The following is a 14,493-nucleotide window of genomic DNA, read 5'->3' on the forward strand; positions in this document are numbered from 1 at the left end:
GGAGCTCATTCGGCCGAACTGGATGTGACCGCACCGGCGGCCGGGGACTCCGCGTCGCTGCGGATGTCGATGCGCCAGCCGGTCAGGCGGGCGGCCAGACGGGCGTTCTGGCCCTCCTTGCCGATCGCCAGCGACAGCTGGAAGTCCGGCACCACGACACGCGCCGTCTTGGCGCGCTCGTCGAGCACCCGTACGGACACAACCTTCGCTGGTGACAATGCATTCCCGACGAAAGTTGCGGGGTCGTCCGAGTAGTCGATGATGTCGATCTTCTCGCCGCCGAGCTCGTGCATCACGTTGCGCACGCGGGCACCCATCGGGCCGATGCAGGCGCCCTTGGCGTTCACTCCGGCAACCGTTGATTTCACCGCGATCTTCGAACGGTGACCTGCCTCACGTGCCACCGCGGGGATCTCCACGGTGCCGTCCGCGATCTCCGGGACCTCGAGGGCGAACAGCCGCCGCACGAGGTTCGGGTGTGTGCGCGAGAGAGCGATCTGCGGCCCGCGCGCACCGCGGGACACGCTCACGACGTAGCACTTGATGCGCTCGCCGTGGTTGTACTGCTCGCCCGGCACCTGCTCGGCCGGCGGCAGCACGCCTTCGGTGTCGCCGACCTGCACGACGACCATGCCGCGGGCGTTCGCGCGGGCGTCGCGCTGCACGACGCCGGCGATGATCTCGCCCTCCTTGGCGGCGAACTCGCCGAACGTCCGCTCGTGCTCGGCGTCGCGCAGGCGCTGCAGGATGACCTGACGCGCGGTGGTGGCGGCGATGCGGCCGAAGCCTTCCGGAGTGTCGTCCCACTCCTCCTGCACCGCGCCGTCCGGCCCCAGCTCCTGCGCGAGCACGCGCACGACGCCGGTCTTGCGGTCGATCTCCACGCGCGAGTGCGAGTGGTGCCCTTCGGTGTGCTTGTAGGCGGTCAGCAGTGCTGACTCGATCGCCTCCATGACCGTCTCGAAGGGGATGTCCTTTTCACGTTCGATCGCCCTCAGGGCGGCGATGTCGACGTTCACCTCGGCTCCTCCTTCGGTGCTTTCCGAGTGAGCCGAGCCAGTTCCTCGACCGGCGGCTGCTTGAACTCGATCTCCATGACCGCGCGTTCGATGTGGCGGTACTCCACGCGCCGCAGCTCGCCCTGGTGCAGCAGCTCGACCCCGGTCTCGTCGCACTCGCCGACCCGGCCGAACCACTCGGCCTGATCGGGCTGCTTGATCTTCACGAGACGCAGGTGCGCGCGCTTCCAGTGGCGCGGGCGGGTGAGCGGGCGCTCGACACCCGGCGAGGTGACCTCGAGGGTGTACGGCCCGTTGATCAGGTGGTCGTGCGCGTCGAGCGCGGCGGAGACCACCCGGCTCGCCTCGGCGACCTCGTCGAGGCCGACCCCGTCCTCACCGTCCACGACGACCTTGACCAGACGGCGGCGCCCAGCCTGATTCACGTCGAGCGCGTCGAGGTCGAAGCCGGCGGCTTCGAGAGCTTCCCGCACAACGGGTGCTAGCTGCGCGGAAAGCTCTCCGCGCGGCGGGCTGGACACGTGGTGTCTCCATTCAGTTCGAACGCATGAAAACCCCGGCCGACGGTATTTCGGCGGCCGTGGACGCTCAGACTATCTCGTTCGCCCGCCTCCCACCGCGCCGCACGGCTGCTGGCAGTATGGGTTCGCGTGATCTCCGAATCGGTCAGCCGCCGTCGCGTGCTGTTCGCGGTGGCCGCGGCACCGCTCGCCGTTGCGTGCACCACAGAGCCTCCCCCGCCACCTCCGCCGGACCCGTTGTCAGCGCTCGCGGCCCAGGCGCGGGCGGACGCCGCGCTGGCCAAGACGCTGACGGCGGTGCCGGCGGCCGCGGAGATCGCCAGGGCCCGCGAGACGCACGCGACGCTGCTGCAGGCCGAGGTCGACCGGGAACGGCCGCCGCTGTCCTCCACGGCACCGCCCGCGCCCACCACGCCGCCCACTCCGCCGGACCCGCTGGCCGCGCTGCGGACGTCGCTCGACGAGTCCGTGCGCGACGCCTCGGCCGCCGTCACCTCGCTGCCCGCCTACCGCGCCGGTCTCGTGGGCTCGGTGGCCGCCGGCTGCGCATCGCTGCGGGAGGTGCTCGCGTGAACGTGGACGCCGTTCAGACCGCGCTCGGCACCGAGCACGCGGCGTTGTGGACCTACGGCATGGTGTCGGCGTTCCTGGGCGACCAGGCCGCGGCCGTCGCGGAGGGTGCGAACGCGCACCGGGCACGCCGGGACACGACCGAACGCTGGCTGCGGGACCACGCCGCGACGCCGACCCCTCCCGCCGCCGCCTACCTGCCGCCGGCTCCGGTCTCGGACGGCCCTTCCGCGCTGGCGGCCCTGATCGCGGTCGAGCAGGACACCTGTGCCGCATGGCGCGGTGTCCTGGAACGGACGGACGACCCCGCGCTGCGAACCTCGGCGCTCGAGTCGCTGACGACCGCCGCGGTGCGAGCCACCCGGTGGCGCAAGATCGCCGGCTCGAACCCGGCCTCCATCACGATGCCGGGCGTCGCCTCCGGCTGACCGCACTTTCCGCATTCCGAAAGTCACGCGGGGAGCTTTCGTACTGTCAGACGGTACGCGGGGGCCCCGCGTGTGCCAGGAGCGAACGAAAGCTCCCCGCGTGCACTAGGCGAAGGACGACGCCAGCCTGATCGCGTCGGCGGAGACCTTCTTCATCTCCTTGTTGTGCGCGGCCGGGTCGGTGCCCTTGACCGGCGAGTCGGACTCGACGATCACGACCTCCAGGTCGCGCTGCTCCGAGGCGTACCCGCCGTTGGCCAGCGTGGTCAGCGGCGGCACGCTGACGGCCTTGTCGAGGACCAGATCCTTGACGTTGCCGGTGCCGTCCTTCTGGGTCAGCTCACGCAGTGCCTTCGCCTCGGCCGCGGTCTTCATCTTCACCACGGACACCGACGAGTACACAACGCGACCGTCCGGCAGTTTCGCCGTGTAGAACGCACGCGTCAGCTGAACGCACGGCGTGGTCTTGAAGAACGCCTGCGTCTGGCTCGTCGCGTGGGTCGCGCAGTCGCTGTCCTTCACCGGTTCGGGCAGCTGCGGCACGGTGGTGAACTCGAACTCCCCCGCGGCCTTCTGCGGCTGCGGGACCGGCTGGCCGACCGGGTCCGACGGCTGCAACACCCACCACACGAGCCCCGACACCACCGCGACGCCGACGAGAGCCAGCGCCTTTCCCACCCACGTGATCCTGCGCGGGGGAGGTGGGGGCTGGACAGGCAGCTGCCCCTGGCGGCTTTCCATGATCGACTGAAGCTTCATCAGCTCGTCGGCCGGGTAGAGCGGCGCGGTGTCGGTCGGCCTCGGTGGGAAACGAGGCATGCTGTGGGTCACCTCTTCAGGTGACTGGCGTGGTTCCGACACAAGGACCCACGGTAACGGACGGAGGTCAGCCAAGCGCTTTGAGCACCCGATCAACGTCCTCGACCGTGTTGTACATGTGACACGCAAACCGCGTGCGACCTGCACGAACCGATGAGACGACACCTGAAACGTGGGGTACGTCTACTGAGACGATCGCCGAACCGTTCGGCGGGAGCCCGAGGCCGGTCAGGAGTCGATCCGTCAGATTCACGTTGTGCGCGCGCACGGCCGCAAGATCCAACGAGGCGACCCACGGAAGCGCGACCGCCGCACCGACGTGTGCGAACCACGTCGGCGAGATGTCGAACCGCCGTGCGTCCGAACGGAGCACCAGTGTGGTCCCGTAGTTCTCCTCGGTGCTGAACCAGTTCGCCGCCACCGGCTCGAGGAAGTCCATCCGGTCCGGCCGGACCGCGAGCCACGCCGCGCCCTTCGGTGCCATCAGCCACTTGTAGCCGACCCCGACGACGAAATCGGCCCACGCCAGCGACAACGGCATCCACCCGGCGGCCTGCGACACGTCGAGCAGCACCGGTTTGCCGGACGTCCGCAACGCTTCGAGGTCCGCGATCCTGCCGTCCGCCGACTGGACCACGCTCACCGCGACGAGATCCGCAGCGTCCACAGTGGACACGATCTCGTGGCCGGCCGCGACGAACGGCAGCGTGACGCTGGTGAACTCGCCCGGTTCGACGAAGACCTTCGTCCCGGCGGGCAACGCCCTGGCGACCAGCGACACGAACTGCGACACCGTGGCGCCGCACGCGACCGACGTCGCCGGGACGCCGACGATCCGGCCCCAAGCTTCGCGGGACGTCTCGACCGCGTCGTTGAAGGTCGAGGAGGTGTCCTGACCGCGCCGCCACCGTTCGTGAGCGGCTGCGACCGCGTCGGCGACGTGCCGCGGAGGCACGCCGATGGACGCGGTGTTCAGATAACCCGGCTCGACGTCGAAAACCGCTCCGAAGGACTCACGCATGCGCGAGCTGCTTGTCGCGCTTGCGTCGCGCGTAGACCTGCTTCTTCACCCGTGCGATCACGGACCCATCCTGCCCGACGACGTCCGTCTCGAACCAGATCAAGGCCTTCTCACCGGACGCGGTCCGCTCCAGCACCTGCTCGACGTGCTCGTCGGTCAGCCGGAACTCCGCGCGCACCGTGCCGCGGCCAGGCGCGACGAAGTCGATCTCGCCGGCCTGGTCCCACACCACGTGCTCGCCGCGGAGCTGGTTGAACAGCAGCAGCACCCAGAACGGGTCGGTCATCGCGAACAGCGAACCGCCGAAGTGGGTGCCGAAGAAGTTGCGGTTCCACGGACGTAGGCGCATGCGCACCCGCGCGTACCGGTAGTCCGGCGAGATCTCCTCGACGCGGATGCCGGCGAACAGGAACGGCGGCCACAGGTTCATCCCGAGGCGCAGGCGGCTTGCCTTCATAAAAAACAGTGTTACACAACCTCCGCCAGACTGTCCGCAACTTCCTTCGGCGAGGGCATGTGACGTATCTCTTCCGCCATCTGACGTGCGGCTTCCCGGTAACGGCCGTCCACGAGCAACAGTCGTGCGCTCTCCGCGATCGCTTCGGCGCTCACCGCGTCCGGACGCACCGCCGCCCCGGCCTCGACGAGCGCCTGGGCGTTGCCGAACTGGTCCGCGCCCTGCGGCAGCACCACCTGCGGGACACCCGAGGCCAGCGCGGCGAGCATCGTGCCGCTGCCGCCGTGGTGCACGACGACGTCCGCCTGCCGGATCACCTCGGCCTGCGGCAGCCACCTGCCCGGTGCGGCGACCACCACCTGGGCGTCGAGCCGGCCGAGCCCGGCGACCGCCGTCGCGAGCAGGTCCTGGCTGCCGAACACGGTGCCGAACGTGACGAGGATCAGCTTCTCGTGCGTGCGCGCCGGAACCTCGCCGGGCGTCGCGTGCGGCACCGGCCGCAGCAGGATGCGATCGTCGGCGAAGCCCTTGTCCTGCAACGAGGGCGGGCAGATGTCGAGGTGCCGGCCCACCGGGCGGGCCAGCCCGATGCCGTCCGGGAACATTCGGCCGAACCCGTGCCACAGCACCGGGAACGCCCTGCGCCTGGCTTCCCGGTGCACCTCCGGCACGGCCCACCCGCTGATCACCAGGTCGGGCAGGACGCGTTCCAGTTCCGGCGCGATGTCCTCGGCGTAGATCTCGCCGAACACCAGACCGGGGCGGAACGGCCGCAGCCCCAGCCGTTCCAGCTCCGGATGCATCTCGTCGCCGACCGCGAAGTGGACCTCGTGCCCGCCGTCGCGCAATGCGAGGGCCAACGGGATCAACGGGAAGGTGTGACCAACGGTGGCCATGCTGGCGAAAAGCACGCGCATGATGTGAATCTACGCGGCGACGGCTCCGTGCCACTGCCACTGCTCCCGACGTGGCACGCCCGGCAGTTCGTCGCGTCCGGTGCACCACAGCAGCAGTGCGAACGGGTCGGAATGCGCTGGGGCGTCAGGGAACAGCCGCTCGACCACAGGTGCGCAGTTCTCCGACCGCCACCGCACTCCGAACGCCTGCGCGATGTCGTGGGTGTGCATCGTCAGTTCGGTGATGCCCATCGCGGCGAACCCGGCCGCGTCCGAGGTGCCCCACGGGTGCCAGGCCCGCGCGTCCGGGGAGGCGGCGACGGTGCGGGACAACAACGTCGCGGTGGTCGTGACGCCTTCGAGGCAGTGCTCGAGCGGCAGGCCGGGCCGGAGCGTGCCGAGCAGGCTGGTCCAGCGCCGGTCGGCACGGGTGGCCAGCAGGGCGGTGTAGCCGAGCAGCCCCTCGACCACGTGGTCGAGCGTAGTGCGGCAGGACCACTCCAGTCCGGTGGCGCGGCGGGAGAAGCCGTCGTCGGGCAGTTCGCGCAAGACCTCCACGCACTCGCGGGCCGTGGCGTCGAGCAGTGCGGGCCACTCCATCTCAGGCCGCCTTCGCGCGCAGCAGTTCGATGATCCGCGCCCAGCCGTCGGTGCCGTGGCCTGCTTCGACCGCCTTCTGCGCGTAGTCGTGGAACAGCCGTGGCAGCGCCGCGTCGATCTTCCTGACCTCGCTGGCGTGCACCAGGTGGTCCAAAGTGGCGAGGTGGACGTCCAAGGTGGCGTCGGAACCGGGGTAGTCGCCGGCGTCGACCTGCTCGGCATAGGTGCTGATGAACCCGGCGACCGGGCCGAGCCAGCGAGTGGCCAGCGGCGTGAAGTGCTGTGCGGTGGCACCGTCGGCGGTCACCAGTGCGCTGGCGTGCAACCAACCGGTGAGCGTCGCCCACATGATGCCCAGCAGTGCCGTGTCGTACAGGGCGGCGAGACCGGGGTCCGCGCCGAGGTTCACCGGTTCGGCGAGCACCGACAACAGGTCCTTCGCCGTCTCGAACGCGTCCTGGTCACCGCTGTAGAGGATCATCGAGCCCTGGTCGCCGATGCCGGGCGGCGTGGTCATGATGCCGCCGTCGACGTAACGCGGGCCGGCCATCGCGCGAGCCTGTTCCGGTGAGCCGGACGTGAGGTTGACGAGGATGCCGGGCAGGGCCGGGTCGAGGATCTCGGCCAGCGCCGGGTAGTCGAGCACGCAGGCCACCACCACAGGTGCGGAGTGCTGAGCCTCCTGGGCGGACGTCGCGGCGTGGGCGCCTTGAGCCACCAAGGGCGCGACCTTGGCTTCCGTGCGGTTCCAGACCGTGACGCGGTGTCCGGCGCGCAGAAAGGCAGCGGCGAGCGCGGAACCCATCTGACCGAGGCCGAGCACGGCAACATCGGAGTGCATTGCGTTGTCCCCCAAGGGTTGTCGGTTGATCTCCACCACCCTCGCAAGATCCGCGCGGCGCCGATAGTGGCACAAATGCCGACAGTCGAACGATTGTTGCCAGCTACCGTGTGGGCATGAACGTGGTGGCGATCTTGGTGACCGATGACGACGCACCGGCCCTCTGGGACGTCTACGAGGCCGGGCTGGCGTGTGTGGTGTTCGGCGTCGACCACTTCGACCCCTGGTACACGCTGCGGTTGTGCGGCCTGAACCCCGCGGCGCCACGGGCCCGGCACGGCTGGACGCTCAGCCCCGAGCACGGCTTGGAAGGCCTCCAAGGTGCGGACACGATCATCATCCCGTCCGTTCCGCAGGCGGTTCTCGACGGCACCGAGGCGCTGGATCCGTTGCTGGTCAAGGAACTCCAGGACGCCGCGGACAACGGCGTGCGCATCGCCGCGCTGTGCAACGGCGCGTTCGTGCTCGCCGAGGCCGGGCTGCTGAACGGGCGCCGCGCCACCGCGCACTGGTCCTACACCGACCAGCTGGCCCGCCGGTACCCGGAGGTCGAGGTCGACGACTCGGTGCTCTACATCGACGACGGCGACGTCCTCACCAGCGCGGGTGCGGCCGCAGGCCTCGACCTGTGCCTGCACCTGGTGCGACAGGACTTCGGCGCGCACATCGCCAACCAGTTGGCGCGCAAACTGTGCGTGCCCGCGCATCGCACCGGAGGCCAGGCGCAGTTCGTCACACGGCACGTGCCCGAGACCGACGACGACAGCATCGCGCCGGTGCTGGAGTGGGCGACGAAGCACCTGGACCGGCCGCTCACCGTCGCCGCGCTCGCCCGCCGTGCCGGGATGAGCAAGCGCACGTTCTTCCGCCGCCTGCACGACGCCACGGGCAGCACGCCGTTGCGGTGGCTGCTCGCCCAACGGGTCGCGCACGCCCAGTCGTTGCTGGAGACGACCTCGTTGTCCGTGGAACAGGTCGCGCAACGCTGTGGCCTGGGCACCGGCGCGAACCTGCGCCGGCACTTCACCACCCACGTCGGCGTCCCGCCCACCGACTACCGCCGCGCCTACGCGGGTTGAATGTCCCCATGGGAACCAACCGCGACAAGATGACCAACGGCGAGCCCTACCTGTCGATGGACTCCGAACTGGAGGAGGACCGGCAGCGGGCGCAGCGCGCGATGGTTCGCTACAACGCGCTGGAACCCGGTGACTACGGGGGCATGCACGCGATCCTGAAGGACTTCGTCGCGGAGATCGGCGAGAACACGGTTCTCCTGCCGCGCCTGCAGATCGAGTACAGCTACAACACCCGCATCGGCGCGAACAGCTTCATGAACTACGACGGCATCATCCTCGACTGCGGCCCGGTCACCATCGGCGACAACGTCATGATGGGCCCGCGCGTGCAGCTGTTGACCGCGTTGCACCCGATCGAGGACCACGACGCGCGGATCGAGGGCTGGGAGACCACCGCGCCGATCGTCATCGGGGACAAGGTGTGGTTCGGCGGCGGCGTGATCGTGTGTCCGGGTGTGACGATCGGGAACAACACGGTCGTTGGCGCGGGCAGTGTCGTGACGCGCGATTTGCCTGATCACGTGCTTGCAGTCGGCAACCCCGCACGGGTGGTTCGTAAGATCTGAGGTCATGCGCAGCGAGGAGATCCAGATCCGCACCGGTGCCGAAGAGGTCGTGCACGACCTCACGCGTGAGTGCGAGCGGTTCCTCTCCGATGAGAACGGCGACGGCCTGCTGCACGTGTGGGTGCCACACGCGACCGCGGGGGTCGCCATCATCGAGACGGGCGCGGGCAGCGACGACGACCTGCTGACCGCGTTGGAACGCATCCTGCCCCACGACGTGAAGTGGCGGCACCGGCACGGCACCCCTGGTCACGGCCGTGACCACGTGATGCCCGCGCTGGTGCCGCCGTACGCGACGATCCCGGTGCTAGGCGGTGTGCTGGCGCTCGGCACGTGGCAGTCGATCTGCCTCGTCGACACCAACGTCGACAACCCCGTCCGGACGGTCCGGCTGAGTTTTCTGGCCGGCTAGCAGCAGGACGAGCCCGACGAGCGCGATCCCGCCGAAGACCCACCACTCGGTGCTGACGGACCCGTCGTACATCAGGGTGCGCAGGCCTTCCGTGGAGAACCGGAACGGCGTCCACGACCACAGGACTGCTTTGTAGACCGGGTTGAGCAGTTCCGGCACCTGACCCGCCACAGCGGGTGCCATCAGGTAGAGCAGGCCGAGGATCCCCATCGCGCGGATGCCGAGGTGTTTGAACAACCCGGCCTGCAGCAGTGCGAACGACACGGCGACAACGAGCAGGAAGCCCAGTGCCTCGGCGTTGAACGTGACGCCCCACCATGCCAGCAGCCCGGTCACGGAGGCAACGACCAGCACGGCCGTGGTCAGCGACGACAGCAACCTCAGCTTGCGGCCTTTCAGCACCACGAACAGCAGACCGGCGACCATCCCGCCGACCCACAGCAGTGCGCTCGCGGCGAGGGGCGCCGTGCGTTCGGCGGCGGACACGGCCCGGGCCTCGACCTTGAGCGGCAGCCCCGCACCTTGCGCGACGCCGGTCAGCACCTGTTGCGCGACCTGCGTGCCGGACGGGTTGATCGCGGGGTTCAGCCGGATCGTCGCCTGACCGGGCACGATCTCCAGCACGCCGTAGACCTCCTTGTCCGCCAACAGGGTCCGGGCTTCCTCGGCCCCGACGACCCTGAGGTCGACCTCGGCGGAGCCGGCGGCCGCGACGCGTTCCGCGATCGGCGGAGGCGCCACCACGGCGAGCGGGACGTCGTGCGGGTGCGCGGTCGCCTGCACGCCGAAAGTCAGCAATCCCAGAAGAAACGCCACCACCGCGCCTGCGACGGCGGTGACCAGCGCGGTGCGCATCACGAGCCTCCTAAGTTCATCACGTGTTGAATTCTGTGGCGAACGGTACGCCCGACACGCCACCGAAGTCAACGCTTGATGAATTAAGGACTGTCAGACCCACCAGGTACCGTTCGGCCCGTGACTTACCCAGGCGGCGGACAGGGCGGCTGGAACGACCAGCAGGGCTGGGGCCAGCAGCAGGGTGACTACCCGAGCGGCGGCTATCCCAGCGGTGGCTACCAGACCGGCGGCTACCCGCAGACCGGTGGTTTCCCGCAGCAGGGCGGCTATCCCCAGACCGGCGGTTTCCCCCAGCAGGGTCAGGGCGGGTACGGCGGCCTCGGCGTGTACGGCGGGTTCGGCGACGAACCTCCGAAGAAGAGTAAGAAGACGCTCTGGCTGGTGCTCGGCGCGGTCGTGCTGGTGCTGCTGGTCGGCGGCGGCCTGACGTGGCTGCTGCTCTCGCGCTCGGACAACACCAACTCCCAGACCGGCCCGTCCACGCCGACCAGTGCCTCCTCGCAGCCGACCGACGGTCCGTGCAAGGACGACGGCATGCAGTGCGTCCAGACGGGTCTCGGCTTCAACTACGAGGTCCCCAAGAGCTGGGACGTGCTCGCCGACGCCAAGGTCGGGGTCGAGAAGTTCCCCGGCATCTCGCTGTCGGGCATCACCTCGTACGGCGACTACCAGTGCGAGGGCAAGGACTTCACGAAGGGCACCACCGGCGGCACGTTGCTGCCCAAGGGCGACATCAACAAGACGGCGACGGACTTCACCAAGGCCGTGGCGGTGCAGTTCTACTCGTCGGGCGGTGAGCCCAAGGTGGAGGTGTCCCAGCCCAAGGTCGTGAAGATCCAGCACACCCAGAAGACCGGCGAGAAGGTCGTCGTCGAGGGCGTGCAGGTCGACGCCACGGTCACCCAGTCGGCGAGCAAGTGCCTGGCGAGCAAAGGCATGCTCAAGGTCGTCGTGCTCAACGGCAGCAGCAAGCTGCACGTGCTGATGGTGAACGGCGACCTGGAGGGCGGCGGAGGCGGCAACAACCCGCCGCTGCCGAAGGAGGCCGAGCTGCAGAAGATGATCGACTCGCTGGTGCCGACGACCTGATCGCAGCCGTCAGCGCGCGCCGCCGTTCGAGGAAACGGCGGCGGGCAGCGGGTTCTCGACGGTGATCTTCTCCAGCACCGCCAGCGCCCTGCTCTCCCACAAGGAGAGCCGCAGCTCCTGGAACGTCCTCATCGCCTGCTCCACGATGGCGATCGCGTGGAACGTCTCGCCGCGCTGCGACACGAGCTGAGCCAGGTCGAGCCGGATCCGCGCCGCCCCGACCCGGTCGAGGTTCTCCTCGCACAACAGGATCGCGCGCCGCAGCAACCGGCCGGCTTCGGCGAACATCCGCATCCGCCCGTTGACCAAGCCGAGCGAGTGCAGCGCGTAGCTCTCGCCGACGGTGTCGCCGGAGCGTCGCACCATGCCGAGCACCGACGTGATGAGCCGCTGCGCCTGCTCGTGGCGGCCCTGCACCAACATGGCGCCGCCGAGCCGGTACAGCACCTGGGCCTCGACGCGCGGGCTGGAGATCTCCCGGCACATGCCGAGCGCGCCGCGCAACTGCCCGACCGCCAGTTCGTGCTCGCCGCGGTCCAGTGACAGCTGCGCGAGCTGGGACACCACGTAGGCCTGGCCGACGACGTCGTCGGCGCGTTCGAAGCCCGCCAGCGACTGCGCGAAGATCCGGGCCGCGAGCTCCGGGCGTCCCTCGCTGTACTCCAGCAGGCCCAGGTTCCGGCGCACCAGCGCCAGGCCGTGGGTGTCGTCGAGCTCGGTGAAGAGCTCCAGAGCGGGTTCCAGCGCCGCCCGTGACGCCTTCATGCGCTGTTGGCTGTGGTGCAACGAGCCCAGCGAACACAGGAGGGCGGCGGTGCCGCGTTTGTTGCCCGCCTTGCGCACGGCCTCCAACGCGTGTTCGTGGGTCTGCTGCCAGTCGTCGAGATAGCTGCGGGTCTCGAACAACGTCACGAGCGTCATCGCGAGGTCCCAGCACAGCTCGTCCAGCCCCGCGTCGGCGGCCTGCAGGACGGCGGCGCAGATGTTCGGGCGCTCGCTCTCCAGCCAACCCAACGGGTCCTGCAGCACGTGGTCGAGGTACGCCGCGTGCGGCTGCCAGCGTCGGCCGGTGCCGTGCAGGACGGTGAAGTCGCCGCCGTAGAGCCGTTGGTGTGCCTGCTCGGCCATCGCGAGCCAGCCGCCAGCGACGCGTTCCACTGCGGCCAGCTGCGTGGCCGAAGACTCGTGCACGGCGAGCTGTTCCTTGGCGAACAAGCGAATCAGGCCGTGGAAGCGGTAGCGCGGCAACCCCGCCACGTCGCTGCCGACCACGTCGAGCAGCTGGGCGTCCACGAGACGTTCCACCAGGTCGAAGCCGCGGTGGCGGTCGTCGTCGGTGAGCGCGGAGGCCGTCCACACCGGCAGGCTTTCCGCCTCCAGCAACGACATCAGCCGCATGACACGGCACGTGTCGGGTTCCAGGCCGTCGTAGGTCAACGACAGACTGGCGCGCACGACCATGTCGCCGTGCACGAGCTCGTCGAGGCGGTGCCGTTCGTCGGCGAGGCGACCGACCATCGAGGCCAGCGTCCAGTGCGGGCGGGCGGCGAGGCGGGCGCCGATGATCCGCAGCGCGAGCGGGAGCCCTCCCACGACGTCCACCAGCGCGGACGCCGCGACGGGCTCGCCGCGCAGGCGTTGCGTGCCGATAATGCGGCCCAGCAGCTCCAGCGCGTCGCCGGAGTCCATGAAGCCGACGTCGACCAGCTGAGATCCGGCGAGGCCCGTCAACCGCTTCCGGCTCGTGACGACGACACCGCACGTGGGCGAGCCCGGCAGCAACTGGTGCACTTGGGACTCGCTGCCCGCGTCGTCGAGAACCACCAGCACACGGCGGTTCGCGAGCATGCTGCGGTACATGTCCGCGCGTTCGTCCACACCGTCGGGCAAGGTCGACCCCACGGCACCCAAGGCGGACAGAAACCGGCCGAGCACCTCGGCGGGAGTGGCCGGTTGGGCCTGCGTGCCCCGGAGGTCGCAGTAGAGCTGGCCGTCCGGGTAGGTCTCGGCGGCGACGCGGTGCGCGACGTGCACCGCGAGAGCGCTCTTGCCGATGCCCGCCTTGCCCGAGATGGTCACCACCGGCATGGTCAGGTGGTCACCGGACAGCACCGTCTCGGCGCGCGCCACGACGTCCTGGCGTCCGATGAAGTCCGCGATGGTGGCCGGCAGCTGACGCGGTGACACGACGTTCTGCACGGTGACCGGGACCGGTTTCTCCTGGTCGAGACGCAACACCTCGTCGTCGGTCAGGATCGCCGTCTCGAGCTTGCGCAACTGGTCGCTCGGTTCGAGGCCGAGGTGCTCGACGAAGAGGTCGCGGCCGGTCCGGTAGACGTCGAGCGCCTCGGACTGCCGGCCGGACCGGTAGAGCGCGAGCATGAGCTGACCGCGCGGGCGTTCGCGCAAGGGGTGTTCGGTCACCATGCTCTGCAATTCGCCGATGAGCGCGTGATGTCTGCCGAGCGACAACTCGATGTCGACGCAGTTCTCCAGCACGGACAGGCGTTTCTCGTCCAGCCGCAGTGCTTTGTTGTGCAAAGTGGCGGCCGCGCCGCCGAGTGCGGATCCGCGCCACAACGCGAGTGCCGACCGCAGGACCGTCGACGCCTCTTCCAACCGGCCCTGGCGAACGGCGGCGTCGGAGTCGGCCACGCGGCGCTCGAAAAGAAAGGTGTCGATCTTGTCGCCCGCCACGCGCAGCAGGTAGCCGGGTTGACGGGTCTCGATCTGGGCGTCGACGCCGACTCGCGTGAACTCCCGCCGGAGCGCGGACACGCAGATCTGGATCTGCGCCCGTGCGGTCGACGGCGGAGTGTGCTCCCAGACGATGTCGATCAGTTGATCCATGCTGACCACGCGGTTCGCTTCGAGCAGGAGAGCACCCAGGATCGTCTGCTGACGTCCTGGCGGCACCTGGACCTGCTCCTCGGCGCCGATGACCTCGATGGGGCCGAGCAGCTTGAAAATCAACTTCTCATCAGGGGCTGAGCCCATTGCTGAATTGTATTTAGGCAAACCTGGACGATCTACCATGATGCGCCGATCTCAACAGGCATCTCAATTGGCCGCCTCGGCACCGAGCCTTTTCCATCCTGTTTCAGCTGGTCATGCCGTCGGAACGGGAGTGTAGGGCTGGTCGCGCTCTCATGGTGTCGGTGAGGGAAGTTGGTAATAACTGACGTGATCAGCAAACGCTTGCGTCGGCAGTTCATCACGTGCGGAATCCGGCTCGTGGGCCGCGGTGACGCCAGAGGTACCGCGCGGCCGATCTGCTGGTGAGGGAACATCGCGGACCAGGACGAACAAGTTGGAAA

General features: G+C 69.1%; 16 protein-coding genes. 6 read left to right on the forward strand and 10 right to left on the reverse strand.

Annotation, left to right across the window (positions count from 1 at the left end; translation table 11 throughout):
• Window positions 1-5: 5 nt before the first annotated feature.
• Window positions 6-1,019 carry a transcription termination factor NusA gene (gene nusA, locus G7043_RS01260; protein ID WP_166042967.1) on the reverse strand — a complete coding sequence of 338 codons (1,014 nt, stop codon included), beginning with the start codon at window positions 1,017-1,019 and terminating at the stop codon, window positions 6-8.
• Window positions 1,016-1,540, reverse strand: coding sequence for a ribosome maturation factor RimP (rimP, locus tag G7043_RS01265; protein WP_166042969.1), 525 nt, complete (start codon window positions 1,538-1,540; stop codon window positions 1,016-1,018). Before rimP ends, nusA begins: the two co-directional genes overlap by 4 nt.
• Before the next feature lie 129 nt (window positions 1,541-1,669).
• Between rimP and G7043_RS01270 the strand changes: the two genes are divergently transcribed.
• Window positions 1,670-2,113 carry a hypothetical protein gene (locus tag G7043_RS01270; protein WP_313887654.1) on the forward strand — a complete coding sequence of 148 codons (444 nt, stop codon included), beginning with the start codon at window positions 1,670-1,672 and terminating at the stop codon, window positions 2,111-2,113.
• Complete coding sequence (locus tag G7043_RS01275) at window positions 2,110-2,538, forward strand: ferritin-like domain-containing protein (protein ID WP_313887655.1); 429 nt, start codon at window positions 2,110-2,112, stop codon at window positions 2,536-2,538. The genes G7043_RS01270 and G7043_RS01275 overlap by 4 nt, the downstream gene beginning before the upstream one ends.
• A gap of 105 nt (window positions 2,539-2,643) precedes the next feature.
• On the opposite strand, the gene G7043_RS01280 is transcribed toward G7043_RS01275, so the two are convergent.
• The 6 genes from G7043_RS01280 to G7043_RS01305 all read right to left on the reverse strand — a co-directional run bounded on the left by G7043_RS01280 (window position 2,644) and on the right by G7043_RS01305 (window position 7,172).
• A complete protein-coding gene (locus G7043_RS01280) occupies window positions 2,644-3,357 on the reverse strand; it encodes a hypothetical protein (protein WP_166042971.1) in 714 nt (237 codons plus the stop codon).
• A gap of 67 nt (window positions 3,358-3,424) precedes the next feature.
• A complete protein-coding gene (locus tag G7043_RS01285; RefSeq protein ID WP_166042973.1) occupies window positions 3,425-4,378 on the reverse strand; it encodes an aminotransferase class V-fold PLP-dependent enzyme in 954 nt (317 codons plus the stop codon).
• Window positions 4,371-4,835: a DUF4442 domain-containing protein gene (locus tag G7043_RS01290; RefSeq protein WP_166042975.1), complete on the reverse strand. Its 465-nt coding sequence runs from the start codon at window positions 4,833-4,835 to the stop codon at window positions 4,371-4,373. The genes G7043_RS01285 and G7043_RS01290 overlap by 8 nt, the downstream gene beginning before the upstream one ends.
• Window positions 4,836-4,846: 11 nt before the next feature.
• Window positions 4,847-5,752: a glycosyltransferase gene (locus G7043_RS01295; RefSeq protein ID WP_166042977.1), complete on the reverse strand. Its 906-nt coding sequence runs from the start codon at window positions 5,750-5,752 to the stop codon at window positions 4,847-4,849.
• A gap of 9 nt (window positions 5,753-5,761) precedes the next feature.
• Window positions 5,762-6,331, reverse strand: a complete 570-nt coding sequence (locus tag G7043_RS01300; protein WP_166042979.1) for a DinB family protein — start codon at window positions 6,329-6,331, stop codon at window positions 5,762-5,764.
• A 1-nt stretch (window position 6,332) separates the two neighbouring features.
• The gene (locus tag G7043_RS01305; protein WP_166042981.1) at window positions 6,333-7,172 is read right to left on the reverse strand and encodes an NAD(P)-dependent oxidoreductase; all 840 of its coding nucleotides are present in this window, start codon (window positions 7,170-7,172) and stop codon (window positions 6,333-6,335) included.
• Between the two features lie 116 nt (window positions 7,173-7,288).
• On the opposite strand from G7043_RS01305, the gene G7043_RS01310 reads away from it, so the two are divergent.
• The 3 genes from G7043_RS01310 to G7043_RS01320 are packed head-to-tail and all read left to right on the forward strand — an operon-like array spanning window position 7,289 to window position 9,229.
• Window positions 7,289-8,251: a helix-turn-helix domain-containing protein gene (locus G7043_RS01310; protein ID WP_166042983.1), complete on the forward strand. Its 963-nt coding sequence runs from the start codon at window positions 7,289-7,291 to the stop codon at window positions 8,249-8,251.
• An 8-nt stretch (window positions 8,252-8,259) separates the two neighbouring features.
• Window positions 8,260-8,817, forward strand: a complete 558-nt coding sequence (locus G7043_RS01315) for a sugar O-acetyltransferase (protein WP_166042984.1) — start codon at window positions 8,260-8,262, stop codon at window positions 8,815-8,817.
• A 4-nt stretch (window positions 8,818-8,821) separates the two neighbouring features.
• Entirely contained in the window at window positions 8,822-9,229 is a 408-nt protein-coding gene (locus G7043_RS01320; RefSeq protein ID WP_166042986.1) for a YjbQ family protein, read from the forward strand.
• Here G7043_RS01320 and G7043_RS01325 read toward each other — a convergent pair.
• Window positions 9,125-10,084 carry an ABC transporter permease gene (locus G7043_RS01325; protein WP_166042988.1) on the reverse strand — a complete coding sequence of 320 codons (960 nt, stop codon included), beginning with the start codon at window positions 10,082-10,084 and terminating at the stop codon, window positions 9,125-9,127. The two genes, G7043_RS01320 and G7043_RS01325, sit on opposite strands and share 105 nt — an antisense overlap.
• 120 nt (window positions 10,085-10,204) lie before the next feature.
• Between G7043_RS01325 and G7043_RS49210 the strand changes: the two genes are divergently transcribed.
• The gene (locus G7043_RS49210; protein WP_166042991.1) at window positions 10,205-11,176 is read left to right on the forward strand and encodes a hypothetical protein; all 972 of its coding nucleotides are present in this window, start codon (window positions 10,205-10,207) and stop codon (window positions 11,174-11,176) included.
• A gap of 9 nt (window positions 11,177-11,185) precedes the next feature.
• Here the strand turns inward: G7043_RS49210 and G7043_RS01335 are convergent, their stop codons facing one another.
• The gene (locus tag G7043_RS01335) at window positions 11,186-14,173 is read right to left on the reverse strand and encodes an AfsR/SARP family transcriptional regulator (RefSeq protein ID WP_166043001.1); all 2,988 of its coding nucleotides are present in this window, start codon (window positions 14,171-14,173) and stop codon (window positions 11,186-11,188) included.
• Window positions 14,174-14,493 lie beyond the last annotated feature (320 nt).

The sequence above is a fragment of the Lentzea alba genome (assembly GCF_011067745.1).
Lineage (GTDB): Bacteria > Actinomycetota > Actinomycetes > Mycobacteriales > Pseudonocardiaceae > Lentzea > Lentzea alba.

What these genes read in the sequence shown, in the direction of transcription:
- G7043_RS01280 (WP_166042971.1), bottom strand. Translation starts at nt 3,357, where the DNA reads ATGCCTCGTTTCCCACCGAGGCCGACCGACACCGCGCCGCTCTACCCG.
- G7043_RS01285 (WP_166042973.1), bottom strand. Translation starts at nt 4,378, where the DNA reads ATGCGTGAGTCCTTCGGAGCGGTTTTCGACGTCGAGCCGGGTTATCTG.
- G7043_RS01290 (WP_166042975.1), bottom strand. Translation starts at nt 4,835, where the DNA reads ATGAAGGCAAGCCGCCTGCGCCTCGGGATGAACCTGTGGCCGCCGTTC.
- G7043_RS01295 (WP_166042977.1), bottom strand. Translation starts at nt 5,752, where the DNA reads ATGCGCGTGCTTTTCGCCAGCATGGCCACCGTTGGTCACACCTTCCCG.
- G7043_RS01300 (WP_166042979.1), bottom strand. Translation starts at nt 6,331, where the DNA reads ATGGAGTGGCCCGCACTGCTCGACGCCACGGCCCGCGAGTGCGTGGAG.
- G7043_RS01305 (WP_166042981.1), bottom strand. Translation starts at nt 7,172, where the DNA reads ATGCACTCCGATGTTGCCGTGCTCGGCCTCGGTCAGATGGGTTCCGCG.
- G7043_RS01310 (WP_166042983.1), top strand. Translation starts at nt 7,289, where the DNA reads ATGAACGTGGTGGCGATCTTGGTGACCGATGACGACGCACCGGCCCTC.
- G7043_RS01315 (WP_166042984.1), top strand. Translation starts at nt 8,260, where the DNA reads ATGGGAACCAACCGCGACAAGATGACCAACGGCGAGCCCTACCTGTCG.
- G7043_RS01320 (WP_166042986.1), top strand. Translation starts at nt 8,822, where the DNA reads ATGCGCAGCGAGGAGATCCAGATCCGCACCGGTGCCGAAGAGGTCGTG.
- G7043_RS01325 (WP_166042988.1), bottom strand. Translation starts at nt 10,084, where the DNA reads ATGCGCACCGCGCTGGTCACCGCCGTCGCAGGCGCGGTGGTGGCGTTT.
- G7043_RS01335 (WP_166043001.1), bottom strand. Translation starts at nt 14,173, where the DNA reads ATGGGCTCAGCCCCTGATGAGAAGTTGATTTTCAAGCTGCTCGGCCCC.